The sequence below is a fragment of the Pandoraea terrigena genome (assembly GCF_902459705.1).
In the GTDB taxonomy this organism is placed as follows: domain Bacteria; phylum Pseudomonadota; class Gammaproteobacteria; order Burkholderiales; family Burkholderiaceae; genus Pandoraea; species Pandoraea terrigena.
In genome coordinates, this window is the sequence record NZ_CABPRU010000012.1 from 50,914 (window position 1) to 70,102 (window position 19,189).

A 19,189-nucleotide genomic window follows, 5' to 3' on the forward strand; every position below is an offset into this window, starting at 1 on the left:
AAACGAGGCCTCGAGATCGATGCCCGCTCCCCTGTCGGCAGACGCATTTGCTGTCAATCTGTCGGCTGCACGTTGGCAAAGCAGCCAGTCCCGATCATGCGCAGTGCATCGCCGTCACGTACGACGAAGAGTGCGTCGAGGCGCCGGCGCTGAGCATAATCTCGCCCCGCCTGCACACCTAGCACCAGCAAGGCTGTCGCGTAAGCGTCCGCGTCCGCGCATGTCGGTGCAATGACCGTCACCGACGCAACAGAACTGCACAGTGGCCTGCCGGTTCTGGGATCCATTGTGTGCGAGACACGCGCACCGTCGATGTCGGCCCAGTGGCGGTAGTCGCCGGACGTCGCAATGGCGGCGTTGCTCAATTCGATCACGCCCATTGCTGAGTGCCGCTCGTCATCCGGGGCCTCAAGCGCAATCGCCCACAGCGACCCATCCGGCTTGCTTCCGCGCGCGCGCATTTCACCGTCGATGCCGACAAGCCATGAGTCGATCTCGTGCTCGTTCAACACGCGTGCCAACTCGTCGACGCCAAATCCTTTTGCAATGCCACACAGATCCAGCGCAACGGGTCCACGCTTGCGCGCCCGGCACTGTTGCACGTCCACGTCGATCAGATCGCTCGCAGACGAACATGGGCTCGCTTGCGACGTATCCACCGAGCCCGAACAATGGGCACGCCGCTCGCCCGATGGACCGAAACCCCACATACCGACAAGGTCGCCGACGCCGATGTTGAAGGCGTTGTGCGTATCACTGCCAATCTCCAGCGCACGTGCAAGCAAAACCGCGAGACTTCTGGACACCGGCACCCAGCAGTCCAGCTCGGCACGATTCAGCCGCGACAGGTCGGAGCTTTCCTTCCAGTTCGACATCTGCTCGTCAACCGCGCCAACCGCCGCCGCAAGCCGGGCCGCCAGTTCCTTTTCGTCCGTCTTCGGCGACGCATGGAAGGCCGCGGTGTAGCGGGTTCCCATTGTCGCGCCGCTCACGCGCCAGAGCTTAAGTTGCGTGTCTGGCAACGCCTCAATAGACATCTTCGACATAGCGTCCCTGCGCTCTCAGTTGTTCGACGGACAAGCCGGTATCCGCCAGAATACGTTCCCACGCCTGCGCGACACCCTCCGCCATCCTGCGGCCGCCGCACACCATGATTTGCGCGCCGTGCGCAACCAGAGTGCGCAGGCTCTGTGCATCGGCGGCAAGGCGCTCCTGCACATAACTCCGGCTCCCGGAACGTGAGAAGGCAGTCGTGAGCGCCTGCAGTCGCCTGTCGGCTACCAGGTGCTTGAGTTCGTCGCGATACAAGAAACCATCGTCAGCATCGCGCGCACCGAAATAGAGGTGCATCGGACGGCGGGACGCGTTGTGCCGGATGAAACCGATCAGCGGACCGATCCCAGTCCCGGCCCCGATCAGGATCACGGGCGCGCTGCCGGCACCCGGCCGAAAGCACGCGTGCGGCCGCATGAATGCCTCGATCGTTTCGCCGGGCCGCAGGCCTGTGAGATACCCGGAGCACACGCCGTTCGGGTGACGCCGAACGCAGATCTCGACCAAGCCGTCCGCCGTCGCACTCGCGAGCGAGTAGTACCGGGGCGAGGTGGCGCCCGGCGGCACGACACCGAGCAGATCCCCCGTCTCGAAACGAGGCAGCCGCGGCCGTAGCAGGGTGGTCCAGACGCTTGTCCCCTCGGCAGGCATGAAGCGCAGCACCGAAGTCATGTCTTCTGTATCGGCGCCATAGTCGTCTCGTGAGACGAGCTTGAGCGGTATTGTGGGAGGCAGCAATGGTGTGTAGCGAATATCGAGCGACGTACCGAGCCTTTCGGCGAGCCCTGTGCACCACTGCCGGAATTCGGGTTCAGACTGCCGGTCAACCGTGCCCAGATCAGTCAGTGCGCCCAGCCCCTTGGCGGTCAACGCGTCATGAACCGTTCGCGCATACCCGCAAAAACGAGGAAACTGACGGTCGCCGAAACCCAAAACCCCGAACGCCACCCCGCCAGGGATCGTCAGACGCTCGAGCTTCGGCAGGAATCGTATAGCGCTTTCCGGGGCATCGCCGTCACCGTAGGTCGCCGTCAGGACCAGCAGACGTCGCAGGTTGCGGTAACCGACAGCAAAATCGTTCATCGGCGCAACATGCACGCGAAAGCCAGCCCGGGTCAGCGCTGCATGCAGTGCCGAAGCAAAGCCCCACGTGCTATTGCCCTCCGTGCCCACTAGCAACACAGTATCTGCGTCGCGTGCCGGCACGTTGCAGGCGAGCTTCGGCATGCCCCGTCGACGACGCAGCCACAGCAACAGGCCGGTGGTGGCCAACAACGGCACCGATGCCGACGATGCGCCGAGGATCAGCCCGAGCCACCATAGCCCCTCGCCCGTGTGCAGCATTCGGACCATCCCGTGCAAACGTTGCCAGGCGTCGACCGGCTGAAAGGCAAGCCATTTGCCTGACGATGGATCGACATAACCGGCGCCATCCGTCGTATTCACTTCGATGACGCTGCTCGGGTCGGCCGCGTTGGCAAACGTCAACTGACGCAGCCTGGAAACGTCGATTGCCAGTGCAGACAACTGCCGCAGCGGCATCGGGGGCCTGGTGATCGCCGAAACGCTGAGGCTGGGCTCCTGCGCGCCACCTTCCGGGATCGCGCCGAACGTCGTCAACGACATGACTACCCCGGTCATCGCCGACAGCGTGAGCCCGGCAAGCACGGCTCGTGCAGTTTCGTTATGCAGTCGCTGCAACCCGTCACCCCGGATCGGGGCCAGAATATGTGTCCACCCGCCCATCCGGCGTGCGAGCAATGCAAGCCCGGACAACACCGCGAACAGCATGAAGGCAGCAGTCGCGCCTGTTGCTATCCGGCCAGCGTCACCGAGAAAGAGCTTGCGGTGGAGGTTCTTCACCCAACGCTCGACAGGCGATGAACGATAATCACCGACCGCTTTGCCGGTAGCGGGATCAATGATCGATGCATGCTGTTCGCCGCCGGCCTGGTAGTACGCGATGATCTCCCCTGACGGTCGGCGCATGAGTGTTTCGACGTCGGGCACCGAGGTGCTCACGCGGCTGGCGAGCGTTGCAACGCTCACCGGCGTCAGGTCTGAGCGGACGGCACTTGCGCGCTCAATCGCCGGATTCACTGACAACACCGCGCCTGTCATGGCGACGATCGTCATCAGCAATGCAGCGATGAGACCGGGGATTGAATGGAGCTTGCGTAACATCGGGCACCTCCTCGCCGGCCCCTGGCTACAGTGAATAGCGGAACGACTTCACATAGCCGCTCCCCTTGACCGCCTTGTTTGCGCCCGAGGTGGTCAACGGCACGACGACCTCGGATGGGTACTCGTTCATGTCCTCGACCGCAGTGTCGATGTGAACCTCATATCCGGCGTCGAGCAGCGTGTCGGACAGATCCAGCGTCGCACGCAGCGTCTTGCCTGCGCCGACGCTGGCGCCCGTAATGCCGTCCACCTTTGCGGTGCCGCCGGTGGCGCGATACCAGTCGCGCAGGTGTCGGTAGTACTTGGCTTTGCGCCCCGCCACCCACAGCGTGCCCTGATACCGTCCGGTGCGATCGGTGACATACATGGCAACGTAAGCGCCATCTCCCCCATAGTTCGACAGTTGCGTTTCGAACGAAACCTGACGCGCGGATGCAAGTGAAGGCGCAGCAAGCGCACCGGCAAGCACGGCGATCGGGAATGCGTGTTTCATCTGGATTCTCCTGATTTGGGCAAAAGGGGGGCATCGCACCCATCGCATTGGCCTGCCGCTGCTTCAGCAGGGCCAACGCCGATGAGGTACGCGGTGCGTCGGCAATAAAGGGTCAGCGGATCTGGACCTGGGGCTTCGTGCCGGGCTTCAGCAAACCTTCGGGGGGTGCGTCAGCCGGTGGCTTGCCAGAATTCGCATCCGGCAGGCGTCCGCGTGCTCCGTCGTGGTCGTCGTCTTCACGCTTCGTGCGGACGACATCAAGGGTGACGGGATCAAGTTTCGCCTTGAAACGCCGGCCATCGGCATCACGCCCCTTGACCTCGTAGCAACCGTCGTCGATCCTGAGCCTGTCGATCTGCCACCCCTTTTGCTGCGCCATCGTCCGGACGGCGTCACGCGGCTTCCAGGCGTTGACCGGCGCCTCGCAATCGTCGCTGTCGCGTGCCTGTGCGGAATGGTGGATGCCGACGGCGCCGACAAACGCAAACATCGTGAGCACCAGGCCTCTGGCGATTCGCAACTGTTTCATGACTAACATCTCCCGTTCGCATCCTTGGACTCCACAATGCACCCGAAACCTGAAGCCAAGCTTGCGGACACAGAAAATTTTCGTCATGTTCGCGACAGGTTAGCGTGGCAAAGTCACGCGAGACACCCATCAGGGAGATCTTAATGAGAGTCCTTCTCATCGAGGATGAGCCTTGGCTCGGGGAGGCCGTTCGCGACCAGATCGAGAAAGACGGACATCCGACCGACTTCGTCACCACCCTCGCCGAGGCACGCCGACACCTTGCGGCCGCCAACTACGACCTGCTCCTGCTCGATCTGCTGCTTCCCGACGGTAGGGGACTCGACTTCCTGCGACAGCTTCGCACGAGTGGATCCACCGTGCCCGTCATCATCCTGACAGCGCTCGATCAGGTGTCGAACCGTATCGCCGGTCTGAACGCCGGCGCGGATGACTATCTCGTCAAGCCGTTCGACCTGTCCGAGCTTTCCGCGCGAGTGAGCGCGGTGTCGCGCCGGTATTCGGGCAATCCGAATCCCCTGGTCAAGCTCGGCGAACTGCGTATCGATACGGCAGGGCGCAGCGTGATGCGCGATGCCGCGCGCATCGACCTGACGGCCAGTGAGTGGGCGCTCCTCGAAGCCCTGATCCAGCATCCGGGGATGATCGTATCAAGGAGCCGGCTGGAGGATCGCCTTTATTCCTTCAACGAGGAAATTGGCAGCAACGCCATCGAGGTACATATGAGCCGGCTGCGCAAGAAGCTTGGTGCCGATGTCATCGAGACCTTGCGTGGGCTCGGCTATCGGCTGAAACTGGACTGACCATGCTGCGCAGCCTACAAAGTCGATTCGCGGCAGCACTGGTGGCAGGGCTCGCCGTACTGTCGCTCGCGGCTGCGGCCGCTTCATTCTTCGTGCTGCGCCACGAAGTCGATCAGATGTCGGACAGTGCGTTGCAGGAAACGGCGCAGCGCCTGTTGCCGCTCGCCATCATGGATATCGTCGGGCGCGACGCGAATGGCGATGACGATGGCGATGGCGATGGCAGCCGCCGTATCGCAGCCGTGCGCCCGCACGACGAATTGTTGACCTACGCGGTTCGCGATGACAGCGGCAAGCTCCTGCTGCGATCGCACGATGCCGATATCGCCATCTTCCCGCCAGACCTGAAAGCGGGTTTCACTTCCACGGCGTCGCACCGGATTTACGCCGAACCGGGCTTGCAGGGCACGATCTCCCTGATGATCGCCGAGCCGCTCGCCACGCGCCGGCATGCGGTGATTGAAGCCGCGCTCGCGGTCGCCAGGGTCCTTATCCTGTTTCTGCCCGTCGGCCTGTGTGGCATCTGGCTGATTGTCCGCACCGGGCTACGGCCAATCCGGCGCTTCTGCGACAGCATCGCTGCACGTGGCCAGAACGACCTGACGCCGCTCGAAAAGAAGGAACTGCCGACGGAGGTCGCTCCGGTCGCCGATGCAGTCAATGACCTGATGGCCCGCCTGGACCGCGCGCTGGCTGCGGAGCGCAGCTTCACTGCCAACAGCGCGCACGAGTTGCGCACGCCAATTGCCGCAGCCCTCGCGCAGACGCAGCGCCTCATGGCCGAAATGCCTTCCGCCGCCACGCGGGAACGCGTGCGGAATGTCGAGAGAGCGCTGCACACCTTGTCGCGGGTCAGCGAAAGGCTCATGCAACTCGCGAAGGCCGAAAATGGACGCGTGCTCGGAGACGCGCCGCAGGATCTACGCCCGGTACTGGAGCTTGTCGTCGAGGATTTTCGGCGCGTTGCATCTGCGAAGCCGATCCAGCTCGACGTGCCCGACCAGCCCGTGTCGTCGTGGATCGACGCGGACGCATTCGCCATCGTCGTGCGCAATCTGGTTGAGAATGCGCTCAAGCACGGTGCGCCCGGGAAACCGGTGGAGATTGTGCTGTCGGTCACCGGTACGCTCAGTGTCAGGAATCAAGGACCAGTGATGCCGAACGATGAACTTGAGCGTCTGACGAAGCCGTTCGAGCGCGGCGCGACGATCGCCACAGGCAGCGGGCTGGGTCTGGCGATCGTCGAAGCGATTGTCCACGGCGCGGGTTCGGTCCTTACGCTGCGCTCACCGGTTCCGGGCTGGCAGGACGGCCTGCAGGTGAGCATCGATGGTTTGCCGCTTGCGTCCGCGAGGCCGATGCGCGAGACCACCGGTCCAGCGTGATCCGTTGGGATGGTGTGACGCGAGACAACCCGGATTCCACTGAACGATACCGGGATCGATGCGAAGGAATGGCCAACCTTCACCGGAATCAGCGCTTGAACCCCGCGGCGCCGATCACTCGTGCCTCCGGCCCCGTCAGCGAATAGACGATCCCCGCGTTGTTCGCCGCCGCGCCCCTGAGCACGCCCTGCGTCGAAAACGTGCAGGCATTGCCCGCGCACGCGCCACCATTCACGTTCTGCGTCATGGTGCTGAACGTCCCCCGCGCGCCATCCGGACCGATTCGACAGATCGAACGCCACATTGTGATCGGACACACTCCCCGACGTCCATCGCCCCCACCCGAGGTCGTCAAGTTTGCCAACCTTAACTGCCGTCAATTTCGAGTTCGCGGCGAACGGCATGGTCGATCCCGTGAAGTTCGTGAGCCAGTGCAGCCCGTTGAACCTCGCCGTTCCCGAGCCAAGATTGCCAAGACCGTCCGGGCCCCAGTTCATCAGGTAATAGCCAGAGCCACTTGCCGGCACGCCCGCCGGCGCATTGATCGCGTTCAGATAAGCCTGAATGACCGGACGCACACCTGCCGGCACATCGCCGGCGACCAAGCTTTCGAATTCGCGTCGCGCGTTCTAGCGTTGCCCCAACAGGAAATAGGTCCTGGCAAGCTCGAGAGGCGTGGGGCCATCGTCGGCACGCGCTGCGGCACCGCGTTTCAACGCACATTCGGCAACATCGAGATGACGGGTATCCGCAGCGGCGATGCCAGCGGATAGCCATACTCCGAATCCCCGGCCAGACGGCCCTCCAGCGGAACGAGTGCCGCATAGGCCGCGTCGGGCGACTTCGTTCGCATCAATGCGCGCGCCCACCGCATTCGCTCAAGGTCCACCTGCTGAATCCAACTTCGGCGCACTTTTTTCATAGATTTTTTCTATGAAACTGAAAAATTCATCAACATTTATCCTCCCACCGCCCCCCCTCCACGCACCGCGTTACCCAAGCTGCACCCCACGTTGCGGGGTTTTGCACGAAGTTATGAGGCCTACAGTGCCAGTCTTATATAAGACCAAGGCATTCACATTACGAAAAGGCATTTCAGTTTTGCCCCCGACCCGTGTCACAATCGGAAAAATTCGTCATGGCTAGCGGACTGTTACCCCAGTCGGCGGCGTTCCCCCACCTTTCCCTGATTCTTGAATCCGAGACCAGCGATGAGCACGCAGCAACCCAGCATCATCTACACCCTGACCGACGAAGCCCCGCTTCTGGCCACCAGCGCCTTCCTCCCGATCATTCGCACGTTTACCGCACCGGCGGGCGTGTCGATCGAGACCAGCGACATTTCAGTCTCGAGCCGTATCCTCGGCGAATTCCCCGAATTCCTGACGGAAGACCAGCGCGTGCCGGATAACCTCGCCGAGCTGGGCCGTCTGACGCAAGACCCTGATACGAACATCATCAAGCTGCCGAACATCAGCGCGTCGGTGTTCCAGCTACAGAGCGCGATCAAGGAACTGCAATCGAAGGGCTACAAGGTGCCGGACTTTCCGGAAGACCCGAAGACCGACGAAGAGAAGGCCATCCAGAAGCGCTATTCGAAATGCCTCGGCTCGGCCGTGAACCCGGTGCTGCGTGAAGGCAACTCGGATCGTCGCGCCCCGCAGGCCGTCAAGAACTACGCCAAGAAGCACCCGCACAGCATGGGCGAGTGGAGCATGGCGTCGCGTACGCACGTGGCGCACATGAAGCATGGCGACTTCTATCACGGCGAAAAGTCGATGACGCTCGATCGCGCCCGTGACGTCAAGATGGAACTCGTCACCACGAGCGGCAAGACGATCGTGCTCAAGCCGAAGGTCGCGCTGCTCGACGGCGAAATCATCGACAGCATGTTCATGAGCAAGAAGGCGCTGTGCGAATTCTATGAAGAGCAGATGGAAGATGCACGCAAGACTGGCGTGATGCTCTCGCTGCACGTGAAGGCCACCATGATGAAGGTCTCGCACCCGATCGTGTTCGGCCACGCCGTGAAGATCTTCTACAAGGAAGCCTTCGAGAAGCACGGCAAGCTGTTTGACGAACTGGGCGTGAACGTCAACAACGGCCTTGTGAACCTGTACGAGAAGATCGAATCGCTGCCGAGCACGCAGCGCGAAGAGATCATCCGCGATCTGCATGCTTGCCACGAGCATCGTCCGGAGCTGGCGATGGTCGACTCGGCCAAGGGCATCTCGAACCTGCACGCGCCGAACGACGTGATCGTCGACGCCTCGATGCCGGCCATGATCCGCATCGGCGGCAAGATGTGGGGCGCCGATGGCCGTCCGAAGGACACGAAGGCCGTGATCCCGGAGAGCACGTTCGCGCGCATCTATCAGGAAATCATCAACTTCTGCAAGACGAACGGCAACTTCGACCCGACCACGATGGGTACGGTGCCGAACGTCGGCCTGATGGCGCAGAAGGCCGAAGAGTACGGTTCGCACGACAAGACGTTCGAAATCGCCGAAGACGGCGTGGCGAACATCGTCGACATCGCCACCGGCGAAGTGCTGCTCTCGCAGAACGTCGAAGCCGGCGACATCTGGCGTATGTGCCAGGTCAAGGACGCGCCGATCCGTGACTGGGTGAAGCTTGCCGTGAACCGCGTGCGCAACTCGGGCATGCCGGCCGTGTTCTGGCTCGACCCGTACCGTCCGCACGAGGCTGAGTTGATCAAGAAGGTCGAGACGTATCTGAAGGATTACGACACCAACGGTCTCGACATCCAGATCATGTCGCAAGTGCGTGCCATGCGTTACACGCTCGAGCGCGTGATCCGCGGTCTGGACACCATCTCGGTGACCGGCAACATTCTGCGCGATTACCTGACCGACCTGTTCCCGATCATGGAATTGGGCACCAGCGCCAAGATGCTGTCGATCGTGCCACTCATGGCGGGTGGCGGCATGTACGAGACGGGGGCAGGCGGCTCGGCACCGAAGCACGTCAAGCAACTGGTGGAAGAGAACCACCTGCGTTGGGATTCGCTGGGTGAATTCCTGGCGCTGGCGGTTTCGCTCGAAGACCTGGGCATCAAGACGGGCAACCAGCGCGCCAAGATCCTCGCCAAGACGCTCGACGCTGCCACTGGCAAGCTGCTCGACAACAGCAAGGGTCCGTCGCCGAAGACCGGCCAGTTGGATAACCGCGGCAGCCAGTTCTATCTGGCGATGTACTGGGCGCAGGAATTGGCCGAGCAGAAGGACGACGCCGATCTGGCCAAGCACTTCGCACCGCTCGCCAAGCAACTGATCGAGAACGAGAAGGCCATCGTGGGCGAACTCGCCGACGTGCAAGGCAAGCCGGCGGACATCGGCGGCTACTACAAGCCGGACCTCGAGAAGCTCGAGCAGGTCATGCGTCCGAGCAAGACGTTCAACGCTGCGCTGGAAGGCATCGCGAAGGCGTAATGAAGACGTAGCGCCGCAGGTCGAACGACGGGCGATCGTCAACGATCGCCCGGTAGTCCTGACAAAGAAGCTGGCTGAGGCCAGCTTTTTTGTTGCCTTCTTCAAAACAGGGCAGCGCTGCGCGGCCGCCTGTGGCCCTAGCCGTCCGCGCGCAGCAGCCCCCAGCACAACCGGTAAAGCTCGTCCTCGAATTCTGGGGTGCCAAGCAGGGGGGAATCTTCAAGCGCAGCCGAGCGCAGCGTGCCCATGACGGCGCGTGTGAGCACGAAGACGGTGGCGGCGGTGGGCGGACGCATTTCGGGCGCGTCACGTCGCGACATGGCGATGGCGATATGTTCGGCCGCCTCACGCATGGCTTGCATGATGTTCTCGTGGTGATCGAGCTGCCACGCCATCTTGATGAGAGAACGTTTCACGCGCCCACCTGCGCCAAAGGCCTCGATCAGCACCCGCAGCCGCTCGCGAATCACACGTTCGGGGTCGGCGCCCTCTTCCGCCGCACGTGCGATGCGTTCGTTGAGTTCGTCCATCACCCGGCGCCGCTCGCGCGCAATCATCGCCAGCAGAATCGCTTCTTTGGTCGGGAAGTACTGGTACAGGGTACCAATGGAGAAGCCGGCCTTGCGGGCGATGCGATTGGTCGTGAGTGCGGCTTCGCCTTCTTCGTCGAGAACCTGAGCGGTGGCTTCGAAAATGGTCTCTACGGTGTGCTGAGCGCGCGCCTGCATTGGCCGCTTTCGCATGGCGGACGAGGCGTTCTGGGGCGCGGGTGGCTTGGGTGTGACCATATCGAAAAACCTGAGCGGGAAGCGAGTTGCGGCAAGACGCCGGAAAAATGAATAATGCTCACATTCGCTGCGAAGTTCAAGAGACGGCGATGAAAAAGCGCCTTCTGAGCCACCTCGGCGCCGCGAATCCCTCAATATCGCCGCAGAGGCAAGACACCATGAGCCATGACCTTTCTGCCCTGACCGTACGTAAGTTGACTGTTGATCTGGCCGGTGGCTTCGCGCGGCATTGGCATAGCGGCGATGCTTACCGCACCATGTATTACAACGCGCTGTCGATGAGCTTTCCGGTGGGAGAGCAGTCGTTCATCGATTCGGTACGCGACACAATGGATCGTTTGCCCGCCGACGTGCGCTATGACACACTGCGTGCCGACATCGCCCAGTTCATCGGTCAGGAAGCGACGCATCGTCACCTGCACGGTCAGTACAACGCACAGTTGGCGAAACAGGGACTGGTGAATCACTGGGAGAACTGGGCGACAGCGCGCATCCAGTGGGCTCGCCGCCGCAAGCTTTCGCCGATGTACATGCTGGCCGTGACGGCTGCATACGAGCACTGCACCGCCGTATTTGGGGATGGGGCCCTTCGTTACGACCGCTGGCTCGCGAAGGCCGAACCGAAAATGCGCCTGATGTGGCGCTGGCACGCGGCTGAGGAAACCGAGCACAAGGCGGTGGCGTTCGACCTCTATCGCGCACTCGGCGGCAGCGAGCGCCAACGCGTTCTCACCTATCTCTACGTGCTGTTCATGTTTGCGCTTGAGAGTCACGCGCAGACGATCAATAACCTCTGGCACGACGGCACACTCTTCAAACCCCGCACCTGGTGGGGATTCGCCACGATGTTCTTCGGACGCGATGGCGTCGTCTGGCGCAGCACCGGGCCAATGCTCAAGTACCTTCTGCCCTCGTTTCATCCGAACCGTCACGGCGATCCGGCGCTCGCCGAAAGATGGCTTGCGGCGCATCACGACAAGTGGCGGGCGGTTCGCTGACTTTCGCTCGATTCTCCTGTTTGTTTCCTGCTGCTGGGGGCCTACCCCTCGCTAATCTCTACGGTCGGACGCCGGGCCGGCACCCGTTTTCGTCGCTCCACGAAATTCGCTTTGGAAAACGGGTACCGGCCCGACGTCTCGAAACGCGCCCACTCATCGTTGCAACCTCCCCCACTCCCCACCTCACCGTACTCCCGCGCATCATCGTCACGATGACACCGTCTTCTCTTGCGCCCAGGCTCTCGCCGACCGTCCCCACGTGCTTCGCATCTGCTGGTGACGATCGGCGAGAGCCTCGTCATCCCCCAAGCACTTCCCCACGCCCGGTATCGCAACGTCATCGTGAAATGGTTCTCGCTCTACGCGGACGCGTTCCGACACGCTTCGCCACGCCCCGGCATCGCGATGTCGTCGCGAACCGTTTCAGGCTCTGGTAGAACGCATTGCGAAGCGCTTCGCCACGCCCGGCATCGTGATGTCGTCGTAACGTGTTTCTCGCCTTGATTAGGCCCATTCCGAAACACCTGGTCGAGCCTGGCGTCGTGGCGTGGTAGCGAAACGCTTCAGGTCCGGGGTAGTCCCATTGTGTTGCAGCGTCGTCGGCAGCCATGGCCTATGTGGACTGGGCGGCGAGAGGTACTGATGAGATGTCGAGGGTCTCGCCGTCCGTCACCAGCAGATGCGCAGCACGTGGGGACGGGCGGCGAGACCCTGGGCGCATGAAGAGGCGGTGTCATCGTGACGGAGAGATTGGCGATTGTGGCGGGGTGGGTGCTTGGGGAGGTTGCGACGATGGGGGGGAGTGTTTCGAGACGTCGGGCCGGTACCCGTTTTCCAAAGCGAATTTCGTGGAGCGACGAAAACGGGTGCCGGCCCGGCGTCCGACCGCAGAGGTTGGCGCGGGGTAGGCCCGGTATCCGCGTACGCCCCAAAGATGTGCCCCAAACAACGGAATACCGAGTATCAACGCCGAGTGATATGCCACAAGCGGCATCTTGATAATAATGATCACGCCTCAAAGCAGCACCGAGACCCGCGCAACGTGAAGTCAGTGTGTCAATGACTCAGGCGTGCCCCCTTGCACCGTTCGGTGAGAAGCGAAGTTCAGAGGCACGCACAAATCAAAACGAGACGGAGACACAGACATGAGCAAGGCAGCAGGTTGGCTGCGGGGCGCGTTCGCCCTCGCGGTCTGCGGCGTAGCGGGCGTCGCCCATGCGCAATCGAACATATCGCTTTACGGTCAGGTCGACGCCTGGGTCGGCGCCGCCAAAACGCCCGGCGGCGAGCGCGCCTGGACGCAAGGCGGCGGCGGAATGTCCACGTCGTACTGGGGCATGAAGGGCACGGAAGATCTCGGCGACGGCCTCAAGGCGATCTTCGCGCTGGAGGATTTCTTCCTGCCCCAAAGCGGACATTATGGCCGCTTCACGGGCGACAGCCTTTTCTCCCGCAATGCCTATGTCGGCCTACAGTCGAATACGCTCGGTACGGTCACGATGGGCCGTCTCACCACGTCGTATTTCGTCTCGACGATCCTGTTCAACCCGTTCGTTGACTCCTATACGTTTAGCCCGATGGTCTATCAGACGTTCGTCGGCCTCGCGGGTCAAGGCATCGTCGGTGATTCGGGATGGAACAACGCCGTGATGTACGCCACGCCGGATTACAAGGGACTCGGGGCAAGCGTCTCCTATGCCTTCGGCAACAAGGCCGGTGAGACCGGACAGAACAAGTGGAGCGCCGCCGCGATGTATTTCCACGGCCCGCTCGCCGCCACGCTCGCCTATCAGCAGGTGAAGTTCGATTCCACGCCCGACGATCAGGCCGGCATCACCGGCTTTCGCAATCAGCAAGCGCTCCAGGCTGGCCTGACCTACGATTTTCATGTGGTCAAGCTCTATGGCCAATATCAGTACATCAAGAACACGATCACCGGCGGCAACCTGACGTCGAACGGCGCGCAGTTCGGGATTTCGGTGCCACTCGGCGCAGGCAGTGCGATCGCGTCGTACGCCTATACGAAGAATTCAGGACGAAACGACGTCAGCCGAAATACCTGGGCCGTCGGTTACGACTACAACTTCTCGAAGCGCACAGATCTTTACGTCGCCTATCTGAACGACAAGGTGTCCGGGCTGGAAGCCGGGAATACTTTTGGGGTGGGCATGCGTACCAAGTTCTGACAAACTCCGCTGCACGGGCTCGCTCACAGTAAAATGCGCGCGCCCCCGCTGCACACGGACAACGGCATAACAAAGGCACAAGGAGAGCACGTTGCTGACTAAATTCTTCAAACTCCAGGAGCATGGCTCCAATGTACGCACCGAAATGGTGGCAGGTCTCACGACCTTCCTGACCATGTCGTACATCATTTTCGTCAACCCCAATATCCTCGGCACCACGGGCATGGACAAGAGCGCCGTGTTCGTGGCGACGTGTCTCGCCGCCGCGATCGGCTCGGTGGTGATGGCGCTCATCGCCAACTACCCGATCGGCATGGCGCCGGGCATGGGGCTGAACGCCTTCTTCGCCTTCACGGTCGTGGGCGCAATGGGCTACTCGTGGCAGCAAGCCCTGGGAGCCGTGTTCATCTCAGGCTGCTTGTTCATCATCCTGACGGTGACGGGCATACGCTCCTGGCTAATTGCCGGGGTACCGAAATCGTTGCGATGTGCGATTGCCGCCGGTATCGGCCTGTTCCTCGCCATCATCGCGCTCGGTAACGCCGGCGTGGTCGTCGCCAATCCGGCAACGAAGATCGGCCTGGGCGATCTCCACGCCCCGCAAGCCCTGCTCGCAATTTTCGGCTTCTTCCTGATTGCCGTGCTCGACGCCCTGCGCGTTCGTGGCGCGATCCTGATCGGCATCCTGGTCGTGACGATTCTCTCGATGGTGCTCGGCCTGAATCAGTTCCAGGGCGTATTCGCCATGCCGCCGAGCCTCGCGCCGACGTTCCTCAAGCTCGACATCCCGGGCGCGCTGCACGCGGGCTTCATTCACGTCATTCTGGCCTTCGTGCTGGTCGAAGTGTTCGACGCAACCGGTACGCTGATGGGCGTGGCCAAGCGGGCCGGACTGCTCGAAGGTACCCATTACAAGGGCCTCGGCCGCGCACTCTTCGCCGATTCGATCGCGATTTTCTTCGGCTCGCTGCTGGGTACGAGCAGCACGACGGCCTACGTGGAAAGCGCCTCGGGTGTGCAGGCGGGCGGACGCACCGGCCTCACCGCGCTCACGATCGCCGCGCTCTTCATCCTCGCCCTCTTCATCGCGCCGCTGGCCGGTTCGGTGCCCGCCTACGCGGCCGCACCGGCATTGCTCTACGTGGCCGGGTTGATGCTGCGCGAACTGCTCGACGTGGAATGGGACGACATCACCGAAGCCACCCCGGCCGCCTTGACCGCCCTGGCGATGCCGTTCACGTATTCGATCGCCACCGGTCTGGCGTTCGGCTTCATCTCGTACGCCGTACTCAAGCTGTTCACGGGCCGCGCGAAGGATGTCCACCCGGCCGCCTGGGTGATCGCCGTCCTCTTCGTGCTGAAGTACGCGTTCTTCCCGAGCTGATCGATACGATGTCCCGATAGCACGACGGCCCACCGGCGTATCCGCCGGCGGGCCGTTTGCTTTTGGAGCCTTCTCGCCGTCCCCGTCCTACCCACCCTGCGCGCCGCTCACGCCCTCGCCGCCGAGATCAATTCGGCAAGCCCAGTACGATGGCGGCCCTGCGCGTCGAAGTTCTCCGGCAAAAGCCATTGCTCGAACCCCCGGCTGACGGCCGGCCATTCGCCATCGGTGATCGAGAACCACGCGGTGTCCCGGCTACGCCCCCGGTAGACGATCGCCTGTCGGAATATGCCCTCGAACGTGAAGCCGTAGCGCGCCGCCGCGCGCCGCGACGGGGCATTGAGCGCATCGCATTTCCACTCGTATCGGCGATACCCCAACGCGTCGAACGCCCGACGCATCAGCAAATACTGCGCCTCCGTGCCAGCACGCGTGCGCTTGAGCAACGGCGAGTACGCCACGTGCCCGACTTCAATCACCCCGTTCGCCACGTCGATGCGCATGAGCGCCAACGTCCCCACCGCCCGCCCCGTCTCCCGATCGATGATCGCGTAATGCAACGGATCGCTGGACGCCGCCATCTTGGTCACGCACGCGTAATAACTATCGAAATCCGGAAACGGGCCCGCACTCATGTAGGTCCAGTCGCGACCGTCCGCAGCACTGGCATATGCCTCGTACAAGTCCTTCGCATGACGCTCCACGTCGATCGGCTCTATCCGGCAGTAACGCCCGTCGATCGGCGCGCGCGGTGGTTGGGCACGGGGTGTCCAGTCCGGTAACGATGCACCGATGGGTTGGTCGTACTCGTTGAAATTCGGGGCGTCAGTCATCTCGCTCGTCTCCGGAAGTTAGCGCAACACGCAAGGCGTGAGGTCTAAAGTATCGCTTCAGTGGTACGATGAAAAGCACCATACTTTGACGATCTCATGGTGCCATACACTTAATCCACCGCTCGGCAAGCCAGACCGAAGCCCCGCCACTCAAACCGTGCGCCAACGCGCAGCGGGACGGGGCTCCGGTCCAACCATACACGCCTTCCCCCTAACACCACTCGCCTCTCGCTCCCGACATGTCCGCCTCCGCGTCCCCCAAATCCCGTCCCGGCACCCCGGATGCGCTTCCGGAGAACGTCGCCGCACTGTTCGATAGCCCCCTGACGATCGGACCCAGGCGCGCAGGCACCTCCCTCCAAAAACAACTCCTCTCTCGTCTCAAACACGCCATTCTCGAAGGCCGTCTGCCCGCCGGTGCCCGACTGCCTGCCTCACGCACGCTCGCCGAAGACCTCGCCATTTCACGCAACACGGTCTCGATCGTCTACGACCAACTGGCCGCCGAAGGTTTCGTCGTGCCCCATCGACTTGGCACCCGCGTCGCCCAACTCTCCCTCGATCCACACTTCGCCGACAAAGCCCCAAACACCGCCAACGCGCCGACATCGAAGGCAAATGACGCGGTGGCAAGCCCCGCCCGCGCACAGGACGATCATGCCGCGACACCACTCGCCTCCCGCCGCATCCAACGCCTGCCCGCAACGCGCCACGCCGCCCGCGCCGACGAAACGCCCCTGCCGTTCACGCCAGGCGTCCCAGCGCTCACCCGCTTTCCGACCAGTACCTGGCGGCGCACGCTCGAACGCGTGATGCGCGACGCCCAACCTCGCCACTATCATTACGGCGACCCCCTCGGCGAACCCGCGCTGCGGGATGCCATTGCCGCCCACTTGCGTATCTCGCGCGGGGTACGTTGCGATGCCACGCAAGTCGTGATCACGGAAGGCGCGCACGAGGCGCTGATTCTCTGCGTCCGCCTGCTCACGGACCCCGGCGATACGGTGTGGATGGAAGACCCTGGCTATCGCGGCGCGAAGGCCGCTTTCCATTCAGGCGATGTCCGCCTTCATGCCCTGCGCGTCGACGATGAGGGCGTCGTGATTCCGGAAGGAGCGTGGGAACGCACGCCGCCGCGACTGGTTTATGTCACGCCGTCGCACCAGTATCCGCTCGGTAGCGTGCTGTCAGCCTCGCGCCGTCTTGATCTGATCGCGCAGGCGCGGCGCCATGGTGCCTGGATTCTGGAAGACGATTACGACAGCGAGTTTCGCCATCAAGGTGAGCCGATCGCCGCGATGCAGGGGATGGTGTCAGATGCGCCCGTGGTCTACGTGGGCACGTTCAGCAAGACGATGTTTCCCGCGCTGCGCCTCGGCTTCCTGATTCTGCCGACGGCACTTGCCTCGCAAGCCCGCGACGCCCTCGACGAACTCCTGCGCGGCGGTCATCGTTTCGAACAACTGGCACTCGCGGAATTCATTCGCAGCGGCCAGTTTGCCCGGCATCTCGGTCGCATGCGACGACTCTATCGGGAACGTCAGACGGCCTTGCGCGACGCGCTGGCCGTCCATTTCGACCCGGCGTATGCGGTGATCGGCGAGCGCTGCGGCCTGCACCTGACGGTACGGCTCGACCCCGCGTTCCCGGACAAGGCCATCGTGGCCGCTGCGCAGCGCGAAGGCATCGGCCCCCGCGCCCTGTCGAGCTTCGCACTCGATCCCCACCCCACGGATAACGGACTGGTGATCGGCTACGGCGATACGGACGCGCCACGCATCCCCGGCCTGATCAAGCGGCTCGCCGCGATCGTGGCAACGCAGAAGGTGGGGAAGGTCGCGACGTTGGCGGTGGATTGAATCTGCCGCCGCCCGGCATTACGCCGTCTGCACGACTTTCTTGTCGGCGTCGCGAGCCTGCTCGGCTCGCGCCATCCACAGCGTGAGCAAGACGGCCGCCACCGCAGCCACCGACGCACACAGGTAGACCTCGGCATAGCCATAGGCACCCACGATCAGGCCCGCCACCGGCCCGGTCACGCCCAGCGCCACGTCGAGGAACACGGAGTACGCGCCAAGTGCCGCGCCACGGTTTTGTGCCGGCACCAGGTTGACGGCCGCCACGCCCAGGGACGGGAACACGAGCGAGAATCCAGCCCCCGAGAGCGCCGCCCCCAGCAACGCCGTGAATCCCGTCGGCGCTATCCCGAGCACGATCAGGCCGAATGCCTCGAGCGCGAATGACGTCATGGCCACACGGTAGCCGCCGAAGCGCCCGATGCTGCTGCCGAAAAGCAGTCGTACGCCCATGAAGCACAAGCCGAACGCGGTCAGCGCCAGCGCCGCGTTGTCCCAATGATGGCTCGCGTAGTAGAGGGTGACGAACGTGGAGATGGCGCCGAAACCGATGGATCCCAGCGCGAGCCCCATGCCGAACGGCAACACGCGGCCGAGCACGGCCCGGAATGCAAGACGCTCGCCATGGATGACGGGCGTCGCACGCTTCATGCGCGCGAGCAGCAAGCCAACGACGCCCGCCAGCGCAATCGCCACGCCAAGCACTTCGATGCCGTATGCATTGTCGAGGGCAACGCCAAGCGGCGCGCCCAGCGCAAGCGCACCGTAAGTCGCCACGCCGTTCCACGAGATGACGCGCGCCGTATGCGACGGCCCCACCTGGCCAATGCCCCACATGATCGCGCCCGTCGATACCCAGCTCTCACCAAAGCCAAGCACGAGACGCCCGAAAACCAGCGTGAGAAGCGCCAGCCACGGCACACCGGAAAACATGCCGCCCAAGGCCACGAGCAACCCGGACGCGCCACAGGCTACGATCCCGCACAACACCGTACGTTTAGGTCCCCAGGCGTCGGCCGTGCGCCCGGCATAAGGCCGAGAAAGCAGCGTCGCAAGGTACTGAACGCTGATGGCCAGCCCGGCAATGACCGAGCTGTACGCGAGATCGACATGCACGAACGACGGCAACACCGCGAGCGGCAATCCGATCGTCAGATAGCAGAGGAACGTGAAGAACACGGTGGAGACGATCTGCACCGTCGTGGCGATCGGCGGGTTCGCGGAGCGGGTGTCGTTGGGCATTGC

At 62.9% G+C, this 19,189-nt stretch carries 16 protein-coding genes; 7 read left to right on the plus strand and 9 right to left on the minus strand.

Annotated features, from left to right (window positions below):
* Positions 1 to 53 precede the first annotated feature (53 nt).
* From PTE31013_RS20120 to PTE31013_RS20135, 4 genes are all read right to left on the minus strand, one after another.
* Entirely contained in the window at positions 54 to 1,046 is a 993-nt protein-coding gene (locus PTE31013_RS20120) for an FAD:protein FMN transferase (protein WP_150614412.1), read from the minus strand.
* A complete protein-coding gene (locus tag PTE31013_RS20125) occupies positions 1,027 to 3,237 on the minus strand; it encodes a PepSY domain-containing protein (RefSeq protein WP_150614413.1) in 2,211 nt (736 codons plus the stop codon). Before PTE31013_RS20125 ends, PTE31013_RS20120 begins: the two co-directional genes overlap by 20 nt.
* Positions 3,238 to 3,262: 25 nt before the next feature.
* The gene (locus tag PTE31013_RS20130; RefSeq protein WP_150614414.1) at positions 3,263 to 3,730 is read right to left on the minus strand and encodes a DUF2271 domain-containing protein; all 468 of its coding nucleotides are present in this window, start codon (positions 3,728 to 3,730) and stop codon (positions 3,263 to 3,265) included.
* 112 nt (positions 3,731 to 3,842) lie between these two features.
* On the minus strand, positions 3,843 to 4,259 hold the full coding sequence (locus tag PTE31013_RS20135) for a PepSY domain-containing protein (protein ID WP_174978651.1): 417 nt from the start codon (positions 4,257 to 4,259) through the stop codon (positions 3,843 to 3,845).
* A 143-nt stretch (positions 4,260 to 4,402) separates the two neighbouring features.
* On the opposite strand from PTE31013_RS20135, the gene PTE31013_RS20140 reads away from it, so the two are divergent.
* Both PTE31013_RS20140 and PTE31013_RS20145 read left to right on the plus strand, forming a co-directional pair.
* The gene (locus tag PTE31013_RS20140; protein WP_150614415.1) at positions 4,403 to 5,062 is read left to right on the plus strand and encodes a response regulator; all 660 of its coding nucleotides are present in this window, start codon (positions 4,403 to 4,405) and stop codon (positions 5,060 to 5,062) included.
* A gap of 2 nt (positions 5,063 to 5,064) precedes the next feature.
* Positions 5,065 to 6,447: a sensor histidine kinase gene (locus tag PTE31013_RS20145; RefSeq protein ID WP_150614416.1), complete on the plus strand. Its 1,383-nt coding sequence runs from the start codon at positions 5,065 to 5,067 to the stop codon at positions 6,445 to 6,447.
* A gap of 88 nt (positions 6,448 to 6,535) precedes the next feature.
* On the opposite strand, the gene PTE31013_RS24915 is transcribed toward PTE31013_RS20145, so the two are convergent.
* Together PTE31013_RS24915 and PTE31013_RS20150 are read right to left on the minus strand one after the other, a co-directional pair.
* Positions 6,536 to 6,694 (minus strand): hypothetical protein, encoded by a 159-nt coding sequence (locus PTE31013_RS24915; RefSeq protein ID WP_174978646.1) that lies wholly within the window; start codon positions 6,692 to 6,694, stop codon positions 6,536 to 6,538.
* 465 nt (positions 6,695 to 7,159) lie between these two features.
* Positions 7,160 to 7,369 carry a hypothetical protein gene (locus PTE31013_RS20150; RefSeq protein WP_150614417.1) on the minus strand — a complete coding sequence of 70 codons (210 nt, stop codon included), beginning with the start codon at positions 7,367 to 7,369 and terminating at the stop codon, positions 7,160 to 7,162.
* 289 nt (positions 7,370 to 7,658) lie between these two features.
* On the opposite strand from PTE31013_RS20150, the gene PTE31013_RS20155 reads away from it, so the two are divergent.
* Entirely contained in the window at positions 7,659 to 9,899 is a 2,241-nt protein-coding gene (locus tag PTE31013_RS20155; RefSeq protein ID WP_150614418.1) for an NADP-dependent isocitrate dehydrogenase, read from the plus strand.
* Between the two features lie 137 nt (positions 9,900 to 10,036).
* Here PTE31013_RS20155 and PTE31013_RS20160 read toward each other — a convergent pair whose 3' ends face one another.
* Positions 10,037 to 10,687: a TetR/AcrR family transcriptional regulator gene (locus tag PTE31013_RS20160; RefSeq protein WP_246174754.1), complete on the minus strand. Its 651-nt coding sequence runs from the start codon at positions 10,685 to 10,687 to the stop codon at positions 10,037 to 10,039.
* Positions 10,688 to 10,845: 158 nt separating this feature from the next.
* Here PTE31013_RS20160 and PTE31013_RS20165 point away from each other — a divergent pair, with 158 nt between their 5' ends.
* The 3 genes from PTE31013_RS20165 to PTE31013_RS20175 all read left to right on the plus strand — a co-directional run bounded on the left by PTE31013_RS20165 (position 10,846) and on the right by PTE31013_RS20175 (position 15,255).
* Positions 10,846 to 11,685 (plus strand): metal-dependent hydrolase, encoded by an 840-nt coding sequence (locus tag PTE31013_RS20165; protein WP_150614419.1) that lies wholly within the window; start codon positions 10,846 to 10,848, stop codon positions 11,683 to 11,685.
* Between the two features lie 1,145 nt (positions 11,686 to 12,830).
* Positions 12,831 to 13,871 (plus strand): porin, encoded by a 1,041-nt coding sequence (locus tag PTE31013_RS20170; RefSeq protein WP_150614420.1) that lies wholly within the window; start codon positions 12,831 to 12,833, stop codon positions 13,869 to 13,871.
* A gap of 91 nt (positions 13,872 to 13,962) precedes the next feature.
* The gene (locus PTE31013_RS20175) at positions 13,963 to 15,255 is read left to right on the plus strand and encodes an NCS2 family permease (protein ID WP_150614421.1); all 1,293 of its coding nucleotides are present in this window, start codon (positions 13,963 to 13,965) and stop codon (positions 15,253 to 15,255) included.
* Between the two features lie 107 nt (positions 15,256 to 15,362).
* Here the strand turns inward: PTE31013_RS20175 and PTE31013_RS20180 are convergent, their stop codons facing one another.
* Positions 15,363 to 16,088, minus strand: coding sequence for a GNAT family N-acetyltransferase (locus PTE31013_RS20180; RefSeq protein ID WP_150614422.1), 726 nt, complete (start codon positions 16,086 to 16,088; stop codon positions 15,363 to 15,365).
* Between the two features lie 239 nt (positions 16,089 to 16,327).
* Here PTE31013_RS20180 and pdxR point away from each other — a divergent pair, with 239 nt between their 5' ends.
* Complete coding sequence (gene pdxR, locus PTE31013_RS20185; RefSeq protein ID WP_246174757.1) at positions 16,328 to 17,947, plus strand: MocR-like pyridoxine biosynthesis transcription factor PdxR; 1,620 nt, start codon at positions 16,328 to 16,330, stop codon at positions 17,945 to 17,947.
* A gap of 18 nt (positions 17,948 to 17,965) precedes the next feature.
* Here pdxR and PTE31013_RS20190 read toward each other — a convergent pair whose 3' ends face one another.
* Positions 17,966 to 19,186, minus strand: coding sequence for an MFS transporter (locus PTE31013_RS20190; protein ID WP_150614423.1), 1,221 nt, complete (start codon positions 19,184 to 19,186; stop codon positions 17,966 to 17,968).
* Positions 19,187 to 19,189: the final 3 nt, after the last annotated feature.